14 protein-coding genes and 1 tRNA gene are annotated in these 18,363 nt (G+C 60.4%); 10 read left to right on the top strand and 5 right to left on the bottom strand.

What is annotated here, in order from left to right; genetic code table 11:
- Positions 1-73 precede the first annotated feature (73 nt).
- Positions 74-1,189 (top strand): bifunctional diaminohydroxyphosphoribosylaminopyrimidine deaminase/5-amino-6-(5-phosphoribosylamino)uracil reductase RibD, encoded by a 1,116-nt coding sequence (ribD, locus tag FOC84_RS09150; protein ID WP_173150033.1) that lies wholly within the window; start codon positions 74-76, stop codon positions 1,187-1,189.
- On the opposite strand, the gene FOC84_RS09145 is transcribed toward ribD, so the two are convergent.
- Together FOC84_RS09145 and FOC84_RS09140 are read right to left on the bottom strand one after the other, a co-directional pair.
- The gene (locus tag FOC84_RS09145) at positions 1,186-3,687 is read right to left on the bottom strand and encodes a hypothetical protein (protein WP_173144142.1); all 2,502 of its coding nucleotides are present in this window, start codon (positions 3,685-3,687) and stop codon (positions 1,186-1,188) included. The genes ribD and FOC84_RS09145 overlap by 4 nt on opposite strands.
- Positions 3,650-4,855, bottom strand: a complete 1,206-nt coding sequence (locus FOC84_RS09140; RefSeq protein WP_173144141.1) for a DUF3142 domain-containing protein — start codon at positions 4,853-4,855, stop codon at positions 3,650-3,652. The genes FOC84_RS09145 and FOC84_RS09140 overlap by 38 nt, the downstream gene beginning before the upstream one ends.
- 870 nt (positions 4,856-5,725) lie before the next feature.
- On the opposite strand from FOC84_RS09140, the gene FOC84_RS09135 reads away from it, so the two are divergent.
- From FOC84_RS09135 to FOC84_RS09115, 5 genes are all read left to right on the top strand, one after another.
- Positions 5,726-7,642 carry a PrkA family serine protein kinase gene (locus FOC84_RS09135; RefSeq protein ID WP_438800879.1) on the top strand — a complete coding sequence of 639 codons (1,917 nt, stop codon included), beginning with the start codon at positions 5,726-5,728 and terminating at the stop codon, positions 7,640-7,642.
- A gap of 12 nt (positions 7,643-7,654) precedes the next feature.
- Positions 7,655-8,914: a YeaH/YhbH family protein gene (locus tag FOC84_RS09130; protein WP_173144139.1), complete on the top strand. Its 1,260-nt coding sequence runs from the start codon at positions 7,655-7,657 to the stop codon at positions 8,912-8,914.
- The gene (locus FOC84_RS09125) at positions 8,911-10,464 is read left to right on the top strand and encodes a SpoVR family protein (RefSeq protein ID WP_173144138.1); all 1,554 of its coding nucleotides are present in this window, start codon (positions 8,911-8,913) and stop codon (positions 10,462-10,464) included. The genes FOC84_RS09130 and FOC84_RS09125 overlap by 4 nt, the downstream gene beginning before the upstream one ends.
- Before the next feature lie 136 nt (positions 10,465-10,600).
- Positions 10,601-10,691: transfer RNA gene (locus FOC84_RS09120), tRNA-Ser, on the top strand.
- A 316-nt stretch (positions 10,692-11,007) separates the two neighbouring features.
- Positions 11,008-11,295 (top strand): hypothetical protein, encoded by a 288-nt coding sequence (locus tag FOC84_RS09115; protein WP_173144137.1) that lies wholly within the window; start codon positions 11,008-11,010, stop codon positions 11,293-11,295.
- 740 nt (positions 11,296-12,035) lie between these two features.
- Here FOC84_RS09115 and FOC84_RS09110 read toward each other — a convergent pair.
- Complete coding sequence (locus FOC84_RS09110) at positions 12,036-12,278, bottom strand: helix-turn-helix domain-containing protein (RefSeq protein WP_173144136.1); 243 nt, start codon at positions 12,276-12,278, stop codon at positions 12,036-12,038.
- A 113-nt stretch (positions 12,279-12,391) separates the two neighbouring features.
- Here FOC84_RS09110 and FOC84_RS09105 point away from each other — a divergent pair, with 113 nt between their 5' ends.
- The 3 genes from FOC84_RS09105 to FOC84_RS33550 all read left to right on the top strand — a co-directional run bounded on the left by FOC84_RS09105 (position 12,392) and on the right by FOC84_RS33550 (position 13,893).
- Entirely contained in the window at positions 12,392-12,586 is a 195-nt protein-coding gene (locus FOC84_RS09105) for a hypothetical protein (protein WP_173144135.1), read from the top strand.
- Entirely contained in the window at positions 12,583-13,488 is a 906-nt protein-coding gene (locus FOC84_RS09100) for a hypothetical protein (RefSeq protein WP_173144134.1), read from the top strand. The genes FOC84_RS09105 and FOC84_RS09100 overlap by 4 nt, the downstream gene beginning before the upstream one ends.
- A 258-nt stretch (positions 13,489-13,746) precedes the next feature.
- Entirely contained in the window at positions 13,747-13,893 is a 147-nt protein-coding gene (locus tag FOC84_RS33550; RefSeq protein ID WP_173150032.1) for a hypothetical protein, read from the top strand.
- A 56-nt stretch (positions 13,894-13,949) separates the two neighbouring features.
- Here FOC84_RS33550 and FOC84_RS09090 read toward each other — a convergent pair whose 3' ends face one another.
- A complete protein-coding gene (locus tag FOC84_RS09090; protein WP_173144133.1) occupies positions 13,950-15,401 on the bottom strand; it encodes a hypothetical protein in 1,452 nt (483 codons plus the stop codon).
- Positions 15,380-17,350: an N-6 DNA methylase gene (locus FOC84_RS09085; RefSeq protein WP_173144132.1), complete on the bottom strand. Its 1,971-nt coding sequence runs from the start codon at positions 17,348-17,350 to the stop codon at positions 15,380-15,382. The genes FOC84_RS09090 and FOC84_RS09085 overlap by 22 nt, the downstream gene beginning before the upstream one ends.
- 504 nt (positions 17,351-17,854) lie before the next feature.
- Here FOC84_RS09085 and FOC84_RS09080 point away from each other — a divergent pair.
- On the top strand, positions 17,855-18,130 hold the full coding sequence (locus FOC84_RS09080; protein ID WP_173144131.1) for a hypothetical protein: 276 nt from the start codon (positions 17,855-17,857) through the stop codon (positions 18,128-18,130).
- Positions 18,131-18,363: the final 233 nt, after the last annotated feature.

Genomic DNA, 18,363 nt, shown 5'->3' with positions numbered 1-18,363 from the left:
CGCCTGCCCGACCCGCGGCGGACATACAATCCTGGACATGATGATTCCCAGCGACAACGACGACATTCTCTGGATGCGGCGCGCCCTGGCGCTGGCGCAGACCGTCATGTACACCACCGCGCCCAACCCCAGGGTAGGCTGCGTGATCGTGCGCGACGGGCGCGTGCTGGGCGTAGGGGCGACGCAGCCTCCCGGCGGCCCGCACGCGGAAGTCTGCGCCCTGCGCGACGCCCAGGCGCGCGGCGAATCCGTGGCGGGCGCCACGCTCTACGTCACCTTGGAGCCTTGCAGCCATTTCGGCCGCACGCCGCCCTGCGTGGACGCCGTGCTCGCGGCCCGGCCGGCGCGGGTGGTGGTGGCCATAGGCGATCCCAATCCGCTGGTCAACGGCCAGGGGCTGGCGCGCCTGCGCGATGCCGGCATCGCGGTGACCACCGGCATCTGCCGCGCGGAGGCGCTGGCCATCAACGCAGGCTTCATCTCGCGCATGAGCCGCGGCCTGCCATGGGTCTGGATGAAGATGGCGGCCTCGCTGGACGGGCGCAGCGCGCTGCATAACGGCGTCTCGCAATGGATCACCGGGCCCGACGCCCGCGCCGACGGACACCGCTGGCGCGCCCGCGCCTGCGTCGTCCTGACCGGCATGGGTACCGTGCTGAAGGACGATCCGCAGCTCAACGCCAGGGGCGTGGATACGCCTCGCCAACCGCGCAAGGCAGTGGTGGACGGCCGTTTCGAGATCCCCGAGGACGCCCGGCTGTTCGATGGCGCCGAGGTCATCATTTTTACGGCCCACGATGATGCGGCCAAGGCCGGGCGTCTGCAGGCCCGGAACGCCCGCGTGGTGCTGCTGCCTGGCGAGGCGCCCGGCCGGGTCGACCTGCCGGCGATGATGCGCTGGCTGGCGCAGGAACAGTTCAACGAGGTCCACGTGGAAGCCGGTGCCGGCCTGAGCGGCGCGTTGGTCGCCGCCGGCTGCGTGGACGAATTGCTGCTGTACCTGGCGCCGGTGCTGCTGGGCGATGCGGCCGGCATGGTCCGCCTGCCCATGCTGGAGCATCTGGACGGTGCCCGGCGTTACGAATTCATCGAGACCGCGCCGGTGGGCGCGGATCTGCGCGTGCGCGCCAGGGTCGCCGATACCTGGGATCAGCTGACGCAGCGAGTGCAACTGCCGGAGCTGTCCTAGGCCCGGCGCCGATCTGTGCGCGCCGCGGTGTAGCGCCAGGCCAGGATTGCGGCGGCGCCGCCGGCCAGGGCCAGCAACGCGGCTGCCAGCAGCAGGCCGGGATGGCTGCGGCGCAGGCGTTCCCACGATTTCTCGGCCTGCGCGTAATGGAACCAGGCCGCCGCCTGGAAGTCGGGCGCGGCGCATTCGCGGCCGAAGGAGCCGCTGAACGGCACCTGCGCACCCTGTTCTATATAGCGGCGGTAGATCGCCGAGGCCAGTTCCGGGGCGTCATCGATGATGTAGCGGGCGCCCTGGCACAGCACGGCGGCGTAGGCTTGCGAGCGGTGCGGCAGCTCGTCGGCCGCGCGCAATGCGTGATTGGCCGCGATTTCGCGGTAGTGGAAGCGGGCATAGGGCCGCGCTTCGCTGGCGGCGTAGCGGCGGCGTTCCTCTTCGGTGACGAACGGGCCCGGCAGCGCGGCCGCGGCGCGCAAGGCCGGCGTGTCGGGCGTTTCGGGCGTGCTGGCATCGCCGTCGTACGCCTTCCAGCCTGGGATCGCGCTGCGCCCCGCGCCATAACTCGTGTTGCCGCCATAGACCGCGAAATCGGGCTCCTGTTCGTAGCCCATGATCTCCATCCCGTCGCGCCGCGCCAGCCGCGAGGCCTCGTACCAGGCTTCGGCCCGCGACGTGCGGCCCCAGGCGTGGCCGGCACGGCGCAAGGCCGCGCCGTATTCCGCGGCGAGCCGGCGGGTTTGCGGCAGCCGCATTTCCGATTTGCCGTCGACGCTTTCCAGCGTGGCGTAGCGGGCGTCCGAATCGGCCGGGAAATAGGGCAGCGCCTGCTCGATCGAACCGTCGCGCACCAGGCGGCGAGCCAGCAGCAGGCGCAGGCGGTCGGACGCGGTGATGGGATGCTGCCTTACCCATTCATAGAAATTCTGCAGGTCGCGCGGCGCGGATGCGGCAGGTGCCGGCGCGGCGGGCGCATGCCGGTCCACATAGGCCTTGAGTTCGGCGGTTGTCAGCACACGTTCGGCGACGTAGGCCGCGTCGTTCCAGTACGGGGTGGAGAGCCAGAAGCCCTGGGTCGAGTCGTCCGTCACGGTGGCGTTCAGCAGTTGATCCAGCGCCTCGACGTACTGGCCGCGCGACAGCGTCAGCACGCCTTGCTCGCCCAGCAGGCGCGCCGCGCCGGTAGCCTCCACGCTGCCGTCGGCGCGCGGAAACGCGCGGGCAGCCTGCGCATAGGCCTGGGCCGCCGCCAGCGTGTCGCCTTGCCGCAGCGCCAGCTTGGCGCGCACCCACCACGCCAGCGCCGTGTCCAGCCGCGCGGCCAGCGTTTGCGCCAGGTCGTAGCGGCCGATGCGGTAGGCCAGGGCAGCCACGCGGTCGGCGTCCGGCACCTGTTGCAGGTCCTGGGTTTCCAGCGCGGCAACCAGCGATTGCAGCGCCGGATTCGGCGTGACCTCGTGTCCCTGCGCGGCATCGGCAAGCCCGATCTGGCCGGTCGTGTCATAGGCGGCAAAGGGATCGCTGGCGCTGTCCGGCCTGCCGTCCACGATGTCGCCGACCCGAGCCAGCGCATAGGCCACCAGCAGGCGTTGCGCGACCGGATCGTCGATCAGCCGGCGCGTGCGCGCCGGATCTTCCAGGGCCCATTGCGCCAGCATGCGCAGCGATGCATTGCCGCTGCCGGACTCGCGCGCGGCCTGTTCGGCATAGAGGCGCAGCGCGTGCTGCAGCGAGGCCGCGGGGATGGCGTCCATGCAGGGTTCGGCGTTGACCAGCTCCATATAGCTGCATTGCCCTTGCGGCCCGGCCAGGAACAGACGCGCCTCCTGGCCGTAGCTGGCCACGGCCAGACCCAGCGGATCCGGCGCGCCGTCACGCGCCAGTTGCCGCACGCGGGCATAGGCTTGCGCCGCGGCCTGCCGCTGCGCCTCGGCGTCGCCAGCGGTCAGCTCTGCCTCGTCCCCGATTTCTGCCAGCATGTAGGCGGCCCAGACGCTGCGCGCCGTGGCCTGCTGCGGCGGCAGCTGGAGGATGGCGCGGTAGCGGGCGCGCGCCTGCTCCAGCAGACGGTCGGCATCCGGCCCGCGAGCGGCCTGCGTGTCGACCGCGGCGGCGGTGTAGAGCCGTACAGCTTCAGGCAAACCAGCGCCCACCGCATAGGCCCGGTCGCCGTCGGGTTGCGCGCGCATGGCGCGAGCCGTGGCCCGCTGCGCCGGCGTCAGCGCAGGATCGCGGTCTTCCGGCAAGGCGTTCTGCTGATAGCTGCCGTCTGGCAATTCGTAGGCTTCGCGCGCCTGCAGCCCATCGCTGGCCTGCACGAGGCGGGCTGCCTCATAGCCGAAAGAGTTGGCCGGCGTGGCGCGCAGCGTGGCCGCGCGATCGTCGAGCAGCTGGGCGGGGAACTCCGGCCCGCAGGCGATAACGATGCCCGCGCCGGCCAGGAGCAGCAGCGCCGCCAGCGGTTTACGGTTGTACTTGGAAGCTCGAGGGCCCGTTTTCACAGCGTATCCAGCCTATGTTGCGTTGGCCGCCGGCGCGCAGCAGGCCGTATTGGGAGCGGCGCAGGAAGGCGCCGGCGGAATCATGTTCGAGGGTATAGCCATTGATGCCGTCGGCCGCGCGGCAGGCGCCGTTCCAGCGGATCGCGAAGGGCAGGGCCGCGTCCGCATTGCCGCCGTTGGACAGTATCAGGTCCTGCGCGCCGCTGCCGCCCGCCGCGCGCGCCGTGACCGACAGCGCCGGCAGCAGGGGCTGGCGCGTCAGCACCGCGCGCCAGGTGGCCAGGCTCCAGGCGCGTTCGTCGCGCGCGGTGGGCAGGCGGAACCAGACGATGCCCGCCAATCCGCGCGGACGGGAGCGGTGGATCTCGTCGACGAAAGCCGCCATGGCTGCAGGCGTGGCCACCAGTTCGCTGGCGCGGCCGCCTGGCAGCAGGGCGGAACGCTCGCTTTCGACCGCGGCGATGCTGCCGTCGTCGTTCCAGCTCACGCGGCTGCCATAGGTCGCCAACGCCACGCGCCATGGCCGCTGGGTGCGGTCCGCGAAAGCCGCGAGCCAGGTGTTTGCGCGCTTGGCGTTGAACAGCCCTTGTTCGGGACTCAGCACGGCATGGACCTGCAACACGGCTTCATCGGGAATCCGCAGCAGCGCGTCGAGCCCGGATCCGTTCAGCCATGTGGGCAGCGCGGTTATCGACAAAGGCAGATCGGGTCCCAAGCCGCGCTTTACCTCCTCCAGAAAGGCCGCGTAGGCAGGCAATTTGGAGGTGGGGCAGTCGTAATCGATTTCGATGCCAGCCAAGGCGATGCCCGCGCTTTCCCATGCGCCGCGCGCGGTCTTGATCCGCGCAAGCACATCCGGCGCCGGCAGCGCATCGACGCGGCCGTCCAGGCGAAAAACCATGATGACGGGACGCCTGGCCGCCGCCAGGGCAGCCAGATCGGGCGCCGCAGTGAACCATCTGCCATCCGGGTTCATTTCCGCCATCAGCACGCGCCATGCCCGCACCGCGTCGGCGCTGTCGGCCAGCGCCTGGCTGACCGACGGCGTCCAGACTCGCTGCCAGACATAGGCATCGCCGGGCAGATCGGCCTGCTTGCCGCAAGCGGCCAGCAACAGCAGAAAGACGCCGCAAAGCGCCGCGGAACAGCGTTTGGCAAGGATGTTCATGCGGCTGGCCAGGATCGGAAAGACATGACGCGGCGACGGCGAGGGGCGGATGGAAAGAAACGCGATGGATGCGCGGCGCGTTTCGAATGCGTGATTCTATCGCCGCCGCAAGGGGTACTAGCACTCTGTGCTTGCGGCTGCCAATCGCGCATAGGTCCGTAATCCGCGGCCTGCGAGCAATCGCGATGCGCAGGCGCCATCGAATTGCAATCAAGTTTGCGCATGTCTGCGTGCTTGCCGTGCGCGTCCGTCGCATGAATTCAAAAGCGCGTGGCGCGACTATTTTTGGCATTGCGCTAAATGAATTGCCACAAAAACGTCAATTGGCTTTAGCATAGTCACATGACTTGGCGCCACGCACTGATGGACTACACCGTGCAATGCCACGCGCCCTCGTCACCACGGATCCTCGTGCTGCGTCATCGGTGCTTTTCACAACCGAACCAGCACGCTGCTGAACGAAGACGCAACGCGCCGTTCAGACCGTCCGCTGCCATCGCACAGCGGGCGCATCGGGTTTATAGCCCGCATCATAAAAATCCCTGGGACATCGCTCTTCCCTTCAAATCATTGCTGAGCATTTCATGTGCGGACGCATCTTGCACGCGCATACGGCGATATGCTGAAGTCGGACGAGTGAACTTATTCACTTAAGTTGCATTCCCTGACGGAACTTGTATCCGAAGAGTGCAGCCTAATTGGAAAGGGCCTGATCATGCCTTTGGTTGATGTGTGGCGAAAGCAACATACCATCCGGCCGACAGTGCTTATCGCGAGATTGTCTAGTAAAGCGCGAGCGCTGAGGCACAATGGGGGCAGGTAGGGACGTATTGGATTTTTCGCGTGTTGTAGGAGGTTTCCGTGCAAAACATCGTCGAAGGCTTCAAGTCGCAGTATGCAAGAGAGCAGGAATCGGAACTCTCTCTCGAGGAGTACCTCAACCTCGCCAAAAGCGATCCCATGGCGTACGCCAGCCCCGCAGAACGCATGCTGGCGGCGATCGGCGAACCCGAAATCGTGGATACGCGCAACGACCAACGTCTTTCCCGATTGTTTTCCAACCGGACCATCCGGCGCTATCCGGCGTTCCAGGAGTTCTACGGCATGGAGGACGTGATCGGGCAGATCGTCGCGTTCTTCAAGCACGCCGCTCAGGGGCTGGAAGAGCGCAAGCAAATCCTTTATCTGCTGGGCCCGGTGGGCGGCGGCAAGTCGTCCATCGCGGAGCGGCTCAAGTCGCTGATGGAGGCCTACCCCATCTACGCCTTGAAGGGTTCGCCGGTGAACGAATCGCCGCTCGGGCTGTTCCACCCGGAACGCTTCGGCGACACGCTTGAAAAGGAATACGGCATCCCGCGGCGCTACCTGAGCGGCATCATGTCGCCCTGGGCCGTGAAGCGCCTGAAGGAGTTCGACGGCGACATCTCGAAGTTCCGCGTCGTGCGACTGAACCCGTCGGTGCTGCGCCAGATCGCCATCGCCAAGACCGAGCCGGGCGACGAGAACAACCAGGACATTTCCTCGCTGGTGGGCAAGGTCGACATCCGCAAGCTCGACCGCCACTCGCAGGACGATCCGGACGCCTACAGCTACTCCGGCGGGCTGTGCCTGGCCAACCAGGGGCTGCTGGAATTCGTGGAGATGTTCAAGGCCCCGATCAAGATGCTGCACCCCTTGCTGACGGCCACCCAGGAAGGCAACTTCAAGGGCACCGAGGGCTTTTCCGCGATCCCGTTCAACGGCGCCATCCTGGCCCACTCGAACGAATCGGAATGGCAGACCTTCCGCAACAACAAGCACAACGAGGCGTTCCTCGACCGTATCTATATCGTCAAGGTGCCTTACTGCCTGCAGGTCTCGGAAGAGGTCCGCATCTACGAAAAGCTGCTGCACCACAGCTCGCTGTCCACGGCGCCGTGCGCGCCGGGAACGCTGGACATGATGGCGCAGTTCTCGGTCCTGACGCGCCTGAAGGAACCCGAGAACTCCAGCCTCTATTCGAAGCTGCGCGTCTACGACGGCGAAAGCCTGAAGGACGTGGACCCCAAGGCCAAGGCCCTGCAGGAATACAAGGACTATGCCGGTACCGACGAAGGCATGACCGGGGTGTCGACGCGTTTCGCGTACAAGATCCTGTCCAGCGTCTTCAACTACGACCAGACCGAAGTCGCCGCCAACCCGGTGCACCTGATGTACGTGCTCGAGCAGCGGATCGGCCGCGAGGATTATCCCGAGGAAATCCGCCGGCGCTATCTTGAATTCATCAAGGGCTACCTGGCGCCGCGTTATGCGGAATTCATCGGCAAGGAGATCCAGACCGCCTACCTGGAGTCGTACTCGGAATACGGCCAGAACATCTTCGACCGCTACGTGACCTTTGCCGACTGCTGGATCCAGGACGAGGAATTCCGCGACCCGGAAACCGGCGAAAGCTTCGACCGCAGCGCGCTCAACGACGAACTGGAAAAGATCGAGAAGCCGGCCGGCATCGCCAACCCGAAGGATTTCCGCAACGAGATCGTCAACTTCGTGCTGCGGGCGCGCGCCAACAACAACGGCCGCAACCCGACCTGGACCAGCTATGAAAAGCTGCGCGAAGTGATCGAAAAGAAGATGTTCTCGAACACGGAAGACCTGCTGCCGGTGATCTCGTTCAACGCCAAGGCGTCGGCCGAGGACAAGTCCAAGCATCAGAGCTTCGTCGATCGCATGGTTGAAAAGGGCTACACGGAAAAGCAGGTCAGGCTGCTGTGCGAGTGGTATCTCCGTGTGAGGAAGTCTTCCTGAGCGAGGTGAATCATGAATTCACTTATCGATCGCCGTCTTAACGGGCGCAATAAAAGCGCCGTCAACCGGGAGCGTTTTCTCCGGCGTTACAAGGACCAGATCCGCAAGGCGGTACACGGGATGATCCGCGACCGCTCCATCCAGGACATGGATCAGGGCGGCGAGATCAACCTGCCCGCCCGCGACATCTCCGAGCCGACCTTCCACCATGGCCAGGGCGGCGACCGCGAGATCGTGCACCCCGGCAACCGCGAGTTTGCCAAGGGCGATACCTTCGACCGGCCGCAGGGCGGGCAGGGGGAAGGCGGGTCCGAGCCGGGTGAAGGTGAATCGGTCGACCAGTTCACCTTCAGCCTGTCGCGGGCCGAGTTCCTGAACCTGTTCTTTGAAGACCTGGAACTGCCGCACATGGCGCGCACCCAGCTGGGCGAGGTCAGCCAGAAGAAATGGCAGCGCGCCGGCTACACGACCACGGGCTCGCCCAGCATGCTGAGCATCAGCCGTACGCTCAAGTCGTCGCTGGCGCGCCGCGTGTCGCTGGGCGTGAAGGCACGCGCCGATCTCGAGGATGCCGAGGAACGCCTGGCCAAGGCGCTGGAAGCTGGCGCTGCCGCCGACGAAATCAAGGCGCTGGAACAGGACGTCGAGGATTGCCGCGAGCGCCTGGCCCGCGTGCCCTTCCTGGACGACCTGGACCTGCGTTACCGCAACCGGGTGTCGGTGGCCATCCCCATGGCGCGCGCCGTCATGTTCTGCCTGATGGACGTGTCGGGCTCCATGGACGAGAACAAGAAGGACTTGGCCAAGCGCTTCTTCTCGCTCTTGTACCTGTTCCTGTCGCGCAAGTACGAGCACGTGGACCTGGTCTTCATCCGCCATACCGACAACGCCGAGGAAGTCGACGAGCACACCTTCTTCTACGATCCCAAGAGCGGCGGCACCATCGTGCTGTCGGCGCTGGAGCTGATGCGCGAGATCCTGGAGAAGCGCTATCCGCCGACCGCCTGGAACGTGTATGCGGCGCAAGCCAGCGACGGCGACTCGTTCGGCGCCGACGCGGGCAAGAGCGCGCGTTTCCTGGCCGAGCACCTGTTGCCCGCCACGCGCTACTTCGCCTACATCGAAGTGCCCGACTCGCAGGAGGCGCGCAAGAGCAGCCTGTGGGCGGAATATGAACAGAAACTGGAGCCGCATTTCGTCATGCGGCGCATCTGCGAACGCGGCGAGATCTTCCCCGTGTTCCATGACCTGTTCAAAAAGGAAACCGCATGAATGCCATCGTGGGAGCGCTCGTGGAACCGGAGGCCGCCGGCAGCGCCCGGCCGATCTCCCAGGGTTCTGAATGGACCTTCGAACTGATCCAGTCCTATGACGAGGCCATCTCCAAGATCGCCGCCGAATACGGGCTGGACACGTACCCGAACCAGATCGAGGTGATCACCTCGGAACAGATGCTGGACGCCTATGCGTCGGCCGGGCTGCCCATCGGCTATCCGCACTGGTCGTACGGCAAGGAATTCATCCGCAACGAGCAGTTCTACCGCCGCGGCATGCAGGGGCTGGCGTACGAGATCGTCATCAACTCCAATCCTTGCATCTCCTATCTCATGGAAGAGAACTCCATGACGATGCAGGCGCTGGTGATCGCCCACGCCTGTTACGGCCACAACTCGTTCTTCAAAGGCAATTATCTGTTCCGCCAATGGACCGACGCGGACGGCGTGCTGGACTACCTGGTCTTCGCGCGCAAGTACGTCATGTCCTGCGAAGACCGCTACGGCATCGACGCGGTGGAAGCCTTGCTCGACTCCTGCCACGCGCTCTCGCACCACGGCGTGGACCGCTACAAGCGTCCGACGCCCATTTCCTACAAGGAAGAGGCCGCACGCCAGGCCGAACGCCAGGAGCATGCCCGCCTGCAGTACAACGACCTGTGGCGTACCCTGCCGCGCCTGGAGACCGACAAGGACACCCACGTCGCAGCCTCGGTGTTCCCGCCGGAGCCCGAAGAGAATCTGCTCTACTTCATCGAGAAGTACTCGCCCAAGCTCGCGCCCTGGCAGAAGGAACTGGTGCGCATCGTCCGCAAGATCGCGCAGTACTTCTATCCGCAGACCCAGACCAAGGTCATGAACGAAGGCTGGGCCACGTTCTGGCACTACACCATCCTGAACCGGCTGCATGAAAAAGGGCTGGTCAACGACGGCTTCATGATGGAATTCCTGCAAAGCCACACCAACGTGGTCAGCCAGCGCGGCTTCGACGAACGCGGCTACGGCGGCATCAACCCCTACGCGCTGGGCTTTGCCATGATGTCCGACATCCGCCGCATCTGCGAGGCGCCCACGCCCGAGGACCGGCGCTGGTTCCCCGACATCGCCGGCGGCGACTGGCTGAAGACGCTGGACTTCGCCATGCGCAACTTCAAGGACGAGTCCTTCATCTCGCAGTACCTGTCGCCCCGCCTGATCCGCGAGTTCCGCCTCTTCGCGATCTCGGACCATCAGGCCAACCCCAAGCTGGAAGTCGCCGCCATCCACGACGACGAAGGCTACCGCGACATTCGCCGCCTGCTGGCCGCGCAGCACAACCGCGACAACATGGTGCCGGATATCCAGGTGGTCCGCTTCAACCGCGACTCCGACCGCTCGCTGGTGCTGCGCCACCTGAAGAGCCGCGGCCGCCCGCTGGCCGGCGATGACGCCGAACAGGTCATGAAGCATCTTGCGCGGCTGTGGGGTTTCAGGGTGCGGCTGGAAGAAACCGAGCCGGACGGCACCATCAGCTCCTATCGGGAACAGGATCCGCCGACATCGGCCTAGCGTGCCTGACGGGTAAGGAAGGGGGGCGATGTGTCGTCCCCTTTTCTTTGCCTGCTTGTCGGCCATATGCGAAATCTGCTAGAATCGCGGATTCGCAATTTCTGCAGCGGCTTGCCCGCAGCAAAAATCGCAGATAGGACAGGTGGCCGAGCGGTTGAAGGCGCACGCCTGGAAAGCGTGTATACGTCAAAAGCGTATCGGGGGTTCGAATCCCCCTCTGTCCGCCAAGAATGCATCTAAGCCCTTGATTTCGTTGAGAAATCGAGGGCTTTTTGTTTGCCGCTTACAAAACGACTATCAAAAATTTGCCGGTTGGCTCTGGAACATTCTGGATTTTGCTGGAAAATTAGCATAAAATAGGGACGTATCAAATAGTCTGTGCAAGTTCTTTGCCCTGACTCTTGCAAGGCTGACGTCGTTACGTCCTCAGCCCGCCTCAAGGGCCTCTCGCGCCCGTTCTCCCTTTCCCAAGAAACTTCCCCGAGCCCGATCTGTCGGCGTCGCCATGGCGCGCGTTCGCTCGTCCATACAAGGAATCATCCTATGAATCGCCAGAGCCGTTCATCGTTCTGTCTTGGCCGCATCGTCGCAACCAAAGGCGCGCTCGCCGCTTGCCAGAATTATTCCGTCTCGCCTTTGGATCTACTTCGGCGTCATGCTGCGGAAGATTGGGGCGACCTCTGCATCGAAGACTTGCAGGCGAATAGCCAAGCAATTAGAAGCGGGGAACGTTTGCTGTCTGCGTATCGACTTTCGCCACAGGAGCGGATTTGGATCATCACCGAGGCCGATCGAAGCGCGACAACGCTTCTCCTGCCCGAGGAGTACTGAACAGATGCCCAAGACTTCAGCAAAGCGGAGCAGGGTGACGGCTGCAAGAGATCGACCAGATGAAAGGCTGCAAAAAAACCTAAGCTATTGTGCTTTGAGCTCCGATTCGGCATGGTGGTTCGACGAAGAACATTTCGGGCAAGCTCATTTTCCCCAAGGCGTCTATGCAGGATCGTGCGGGATCTGCTGCCTGAGCTCTGTGCTTGCATTGCATGGCCTTGTGCCGCCGCGTTCGTTACGTGACATGGCCTATCGAACTCGTGGGCTGCCCGCGAGAATATGGCGGGCCCTGGGAGGCTCGTTCTTTACAGGGCTTGGCGCGAAAGAACTGATAGCGGCGTGCTCGGAGTTGGACCTTCCTCTTCAACTGCGTAGCTCGTTCGAGGCTGGCCCGCCGAAATGCGCGTCAGCGTTCGCGTTGGAACAACTGCTAGAGGGTAGGCTGACGATGATTCAGTTGGTGAGCACGAGTGGAGCCTTCATGAATCATTGGAGCCTCGGTGTTGGCATTGCGACGATTGGTGCAATGTCGGACATTCGGCTAACACAAATCCTGCTCATGGATTCAAGCGCCGAGGCCTCGAAGTTTGGCCATTACAACGCGTGGCTGACGACGATGCCGCGGTTGCGGCGAGGGATGAAGGCTCAGCATCCAAGATGGATCTATCGAGTGCCATCCTCTCACCGGGCTCAGGTAAGAATTGCCACGGCAGTGTCGTTCGAATACGTGGCCTCTTGACTCACTTGCTGCTATCAAGCGGCGCAAGCAATTCACCCATAGAGACGTTCAATGCAATGGCGATCCGCTCGATGTTGCAGATGGAGATATTGCGTTCGCCGCGTTCTACCGAACTGATGTAGTTCACATGTAAATCCGCCGCTTCAGCCACCTTTTCCTGGGTGAGCTTCTGCAGCAAGCGGATGCGTCGCATGTTGGCGGCGAACAGGTGTTGCGCCCCACACTTATACGTTGGGTTGACCATGCCGGCAGTGTTTCCGACTGGCCACCCCATTTCCACACACTTTGAGTTTAGTTTGGTGTAAATTCGCCATTCAACCAAACTCAAAGTGTGTAATTCAACCAACTGGAGATTTTATGAAGGCATCCCATGTCCTGATTGCCCAAGGCGTCGTCGTATTCGCTGGACTGATCGTAGCCCTCGAATGGTTTGATCGAATCCGCTGCCCGGAGATTCATGGTCAGGCTATGTGCGTCCTGTTTGACCATCAAGCCGACAAGGCCGCAGCGCTCAAGAAGGTACTCACGGAAATTCCAAAGGAGTTGAAATGAAGTCGTTCAGATACGCAGGGGCAGGAAAGCTCAACATGGTTGCTCTACTGCTCTGCATGATTCCGGCAGCAGCCGAGGCGACAACTTCGACGCACTGTTTGCCGGCAGAGCAGGTGATCTTCTCGTGTAGCGTGGGCAAGAAGGTTGTATCGATCTGCGCGAGCGATGCCCTTGGCCCGGCCTCGGGGACGGCCCAATACCGCTTCGGTGCTTTAGGGAAGATTGAGCTCAAGATCCCCGCTCAACCACAGCACCCCACGACGTTCAGCCGACTAGGCGTGATGCGTGGGCCGGCGTGGGTAGACACACACATACGGGTAGCTAACGGTGAATACGCCTATACCGTCTATGAAGGGGAGGGGAAGGGATGGCAGCGCGCCGGAGTGCTGGTATCTAAGCAGGATGGAACACTCGCGAATCTTTCTTGCGTTGCGCCAACGTCGGGCATATTCTCAGATGTTGTCTATTCCGACGCGCCCGCGTTTGCTGTTGATACGGACGATCAGATGGCCCGTTGGCTAGATGTGATAAATGCTACCCAAAATGCAGAAGATCCAAGCAGAAAGGCCCTGCCGGTCAGGGCTGCGCCTGTGGGGAGCATACGTTCGGGACGAGGCAAGGATTTTGTATTGGATGCCGATTTCAATCCTGGGATTATGCTGCCGGTCGCTGCATCGGCTGGATGCACTGTAGAGTCACCGCCGCGCTTTTCGTTACAGACGTCAGAGGGAACGGTACACGTAGACGAGTACAGGTTCCCCTACGGCTGCTTTGGGGACAAAAAGAACGATGCGACTCTTGGTGTTGGGTACGTAATCCCTCAGAATGGCTCGCCGCCGCTGGGCTTTCGTTATCGCAAAGGTGGGCGTGCTGAATTACTTCGATTCTTGGGAGCGCAATGAACATGGCAGTCAGACTCCAGCGTTCCTCGGAATAGATGGTCGTATTTGCTAGCGTGGAGCGGCTTCCTGGAGTGCTCCGATGATCTGTTCTTCGGCGAATCGCTTTTTTCATTGCCGTTCCTCAACGGCCTCCACATCGCTTTCGTACTAATCATGGGGAGCAGGACAGACCGCGCGCAAGCAGCATAGGCTGCCGACTGTCAAAGAGCGAAAGAACGGCTAGTACCAAACTTTCTACGTGACCTTCGTTTTCACGATCTGCGTCATGAAGCAGCATCGCGACTGGCCGACAAGCCGACTAATGTGCTCGAACTATCGGCTGTCACATGGCATCGCGACATAAGCATGCTCAAGCGGTACTACCTGTCGCCCAAGGGCAGAACACTTGGCGAAAAAGTTGGGTAACTTTTATGAACAGATCGAGCAAGCAGTGCCTACTATGCGTATTGAGGCTGCGACCGCTACTTCCTAAATAGCGCTTGCAGATGCTCTTCCATGAGTTGGGTCATCTCATTTTCCAAGATGTCTGCATCTGCGTATAACCGTGCAGCGCTTTCGGCAAGATCCGCAATCTGGTCTTCTTGGCCCTTTGCCAGCCTTACAACTTGCAGACTATTAACATCCTCCACCTCGATTTCCGGAATACTAGAACCGTAAGCCAACGCTTTCACGAGTGGGCGTCCGAGCGTAGGATGCGAAAGCGCGGTGTAGATATACCCAACCCGACTATTGAAGCCACTCTGAGGCCTCATCCGAATCACGTGATCGGAAATGATCTTCTCTTCGAGAAATTGATTGGCAATGGCCAGAGTCCCGTTCAGACCATAGGTCTGCCCCGAACGCGCAAGCAGAAGCCAGCCTTCTTTAACGCGCCCTTGCGCCACATCCCCAAAGTCAATGTCAGCAATTCGTTTGGGCAAATCGGGATTAACCTCAAAGAGGTCAGCACTGCCCACAAGCTCTATACCTTCTTCTGCAGGAATACGCTGAAAGCGCCCGGGCAACCAACAATCCAACCCAATATCGCTAATCTTTTCGGTCTTGAGCCCACTCTTTGTAAAGTGATCATAAAGTGAACGGACAACAGGGTTGTGAAAGACTCCTTCAAAACGTCGTCGTCCCGACATCAACGACGACGACGGTACACTGAAACCCGTTTGGCTTGAAAATCCCGGAGAAGGAGGAATACCAACATACCTTTCGAAAAGCGCCTCCGCCTCGAGAAACCGCTTATAAGCTTGGTTACGCTCATCCACGATTCGATCAGTAGTCTCGCCGAACTTTTCCGCTAATTTCTTATTCGGCTTGGGAATGGGCAAAGCATTTAGATGCGCTGGCTCCAGGTGCTTGATGATGTGGCCATATTGCGCAGATGTCATCATTGCTCGAGCCATGGGGGACCGTAGGAACGCGTAGACCCAACCACGATGCTCAGGATTGGCAACCTCAATCCTTAGCAAATCATGAGAAATCAGCACCCCCTTAACCGCGCAAGTGGCAAGCGTAGCCCTTCCCACCGAACCGGAACATGTGAGCACTATGGTTCCCGATTCGATAAAGCGATGCTTGGAACTATCAGTACGATCCAGCGACAAGAATTTTCGTGAGACCGGGCGCTGGTCAAAGACCTGAGTTGCTGCCAAGAATGGCGTGCCGAAATCCTCGCTAACAGTAATGCCCTTCAGGCGTGATGGCTGCCAAACACGAGCGAACGATCCAAGCCTCTCTTCAGGCGCAAGCGCTGCGAGAAGTGCAAGTCGGAACCCATAACCACCTGAGAGGTAGTTCTCGGCCTCCATACGGCGCTCTTTGCCCCAGATTGCGGAGACAGGCAAAGCGAGGCTCTTGGCCTTGTGCCAAGGCCATTGCTCTTGCTCTTCACGCGGCGCGCTTAGTCTTGCTCTGAGAGCCATTTGCGAAACTCCTGAGCGATTTGCAAGGTATTGTCGTCAACCACTTTTCGTTGAGTTTTCTGCCTCTTGTAGACAATTTGGCCGCTTTCATATTCCTTGAAGCTTTGCTCAATTTCCTCTACAACTTCATTGCCTTTCCGATCCCGGACATATGTTGTATTACCACGTTTGTCGTGACCGACGTGGTTGGCGACAGCCATAAAGACATGATAATCATTCATTCGACCCGCAGCTTCCTCCAGGGCAACTAGTTCATCAGTCTTGCGCTGAAGTATTAGCACGCTAGTCTGAATACTGACATTCGGTTGGAAAGTATCAGGATGCAAGTCGATCGAAGCCAATACGCGGGTATGTTTGAGAATCCACTGACGAACGTAGCCCAAGCCGGGCGAACCCAGAATTCCGTCAGGCAGCACCATGGCCACGCGCCCCACGCCCGGCTTGAGAAATCTAACGCAACGCTCGATGAAGAGAATCTCAGGCGGCTGAGACTTTTGGATTCCGCTATTCATCACCCAGATATCAGAATCCTCGTTATAGGTCCACGAATGGCCGAGGTCATATTTCTCGAGAATAGCGGGATCATCGACAGGGATCTTGGAGCCGAAAGGCGGATTGGTAAAGATCAGATCGACTTTGCCCATGAGAGGACGATCACGCAGATCGTCCTCCCACGTGGCCGGGCTGGCCAATGAATTTGCTTGGTATAAACCTCCAGCCCCATCATTGTTCATCACCATGTTCATTTTGGTGGCTTTGACAAGTTCAGGGTTAAAGTCAAGTCCCACAATGCATGAACCAGCGAACTTAGCGATCCGATTCACGACCTTTAGCTCCGCTCGCTTAAGGTCGCCCTTCCACTTCTCCGTTTCCGCAATGCGAATCTTCTCAACTACGTGATTCATCGCAGCAATCAGGAATCCTCCCGTACCGCAGGCGGGGTCTAACATCAACTGCCCCTCTGACGGATCAAGCATAGCCACCGCCATATTGCAGACGTTCCGGGGGGTGAAAAATTCCCCTCTATCACCCCGTAGGTTAGAGCCTACAATCTCTTCATAAGCATGACCCTTCACATCCACATCGCTCTCAAGAAGCGAATACATCTGAAGCTGGCTAACCAGATAGGCCAACACTGAAGGTTTCAGCTCAATGGCATCCTTAGGTGTAAAGATAGCCGGAAAATCGCCTTTCACTTCTTCAAAAAGGGCATCAAGACGCTTCTTTACCTTCAGTGGGCCGTTAATGCCCGCACGCTCATTGCCCGCAGCATAAAACTCTACAGCTTTGCTATTTCGCTCATCATGAATCTTGCAGAATATGAGCTTGAGGAGTTCCCAAAAAGCCTGTGGCTTTTGCAAACCTTGATTGCCCGCAATGTAGTTGTGGCAGCGACGGAAAGCGAAAAGCAGCGCGTCCGAAGAGGCGGGTTTAAGCTGATCAAACTCCGGACGCTCTGCCTCATCAGCTAGCTGGCCATAGCTTGGCAGGTCCGGAAGCTCTTCAAAACCGACCTTGCCTTTATTGTCGATCCTGCGATAGCAAAAGCGCTCAATCCCATTGGTCCACATTCCGTAGATCACGTTGGGACATGCCGACATGTAACTATGAAGCTGCCCGACCCCTTCTTTCCGGTCGTTTGACTTCACCCGTTGCTCTTTGCATTCGATGACGATGTACGCATTGGCTTGGTCGTGATTCTCGTCCGCGCCAAACACTATCAAATCCGCTCGGGGCTTCCGAGAACCGAGGCGCAGGGTGTATTCGACGGCGATATCTTTCTTGGGATATCCGTATTCACGAACGAGAGACTTTGCGATCTCCTGCCGCACGTATTCCTCGGGCGTCTCATCTCGCTGCGTATGCCCGTCGATAAAGTCCAGTACTTTGCCCTGCTGGACGATCACCGCAACAGGCTTTAGGAGCGAGACAGCTAACGTATCTGCCATGTTCAACGCCTTCAAAAAAGCTAACCTTCGCACACTTCTTAGGAAGTGGAGAATTCTTTGGAAAAAGCTTTCAAGTCTACCACCAGCAAGGTGTGCACAGAGAGCTTTCGTACGAGGGCCTCGTCAATGCCATCGCTGTCCCCCTTGAAGAACACGACCAGCCGGCGCAGACGCCACCGGTGATCCCGGCATTCGCTCCTCTGTATCAAAAGCGGAGCAGACGTCACTTCGACCATGGGCACGAAGCCACGGCCGTCCATTTGTAAGAAATTTGACAATGGAGCATGGGCTATGGCTCATCCAAAAGTCAGTTAAATCATTGATTTTTATAAGAATATGGATGGATCATCGTCCACATAGCGTACTTGTTTGCGCATGGATGCAGATGTCACAATTGATTATCAAGCACACGCGCTACGGGGAGGGCGGTGCGCAGCTTTGTCGCCATCGTAGGGCGGTCGGCGCGAATGGACAACTGGGCGCAGGAAGGGAGATCGCTTAGTTATGTCTGCGGAGGTGAAGCATTTCGTCGTTGCAGCTAATGGTGTGAGTGACTTTACCCACTTTGCGGCCAACGTTGTAGAGCGGGGCGCGCTGGGCTTGGTAGTGGCTGAGGATTTCCCGGGAGCGCTCGGGGACGAGATCGAGATGCGCGGACTGCGCGCTTTTTCGAGGGTTGATCTGCTGCGCATCGTGTCCTTGTGGGATCCGCTCAAGCAGCGTGCCGCTCTAAATGCGTTCCAATGGGTGGTAGTTCATAAGGAGCAGAACTCAGGATAGATCGATCGAATCCAGCACTTTCTTGACTCCGCTGGCTACGGGCCGAGTAGGAACCAGGCAACAGGTTCCCACGCTGAATAGCCCTAGGCGATGCGTGAGGACTACTCCGCTCGCCAGTTGCCGGAAAGAGGAAAGCCGCCAATACTAGTCGTGTGAGGGGCCGCATGGCAGGGGAGAGCATCCATGGTAAGCACCTGATATGTGTGCTGGCCGGAAGCGGATCAAGAGATCGC

This window comes from Achromobacter pestifer (genome assembly GCF_013267355.1).
Taxonomy (GTDB): domain Bacteria; phylum Pseudomonadota; class Gammaproteobacteria; order Burkholderiales; family Burkholderiaceae_B; genus Achromobacter; species Achromobacter pestifer_A.
Note: the sequence above shows the minus strand (reverse complement) of the source record. Positions and strands in the feature narration are given on the sequence as shown.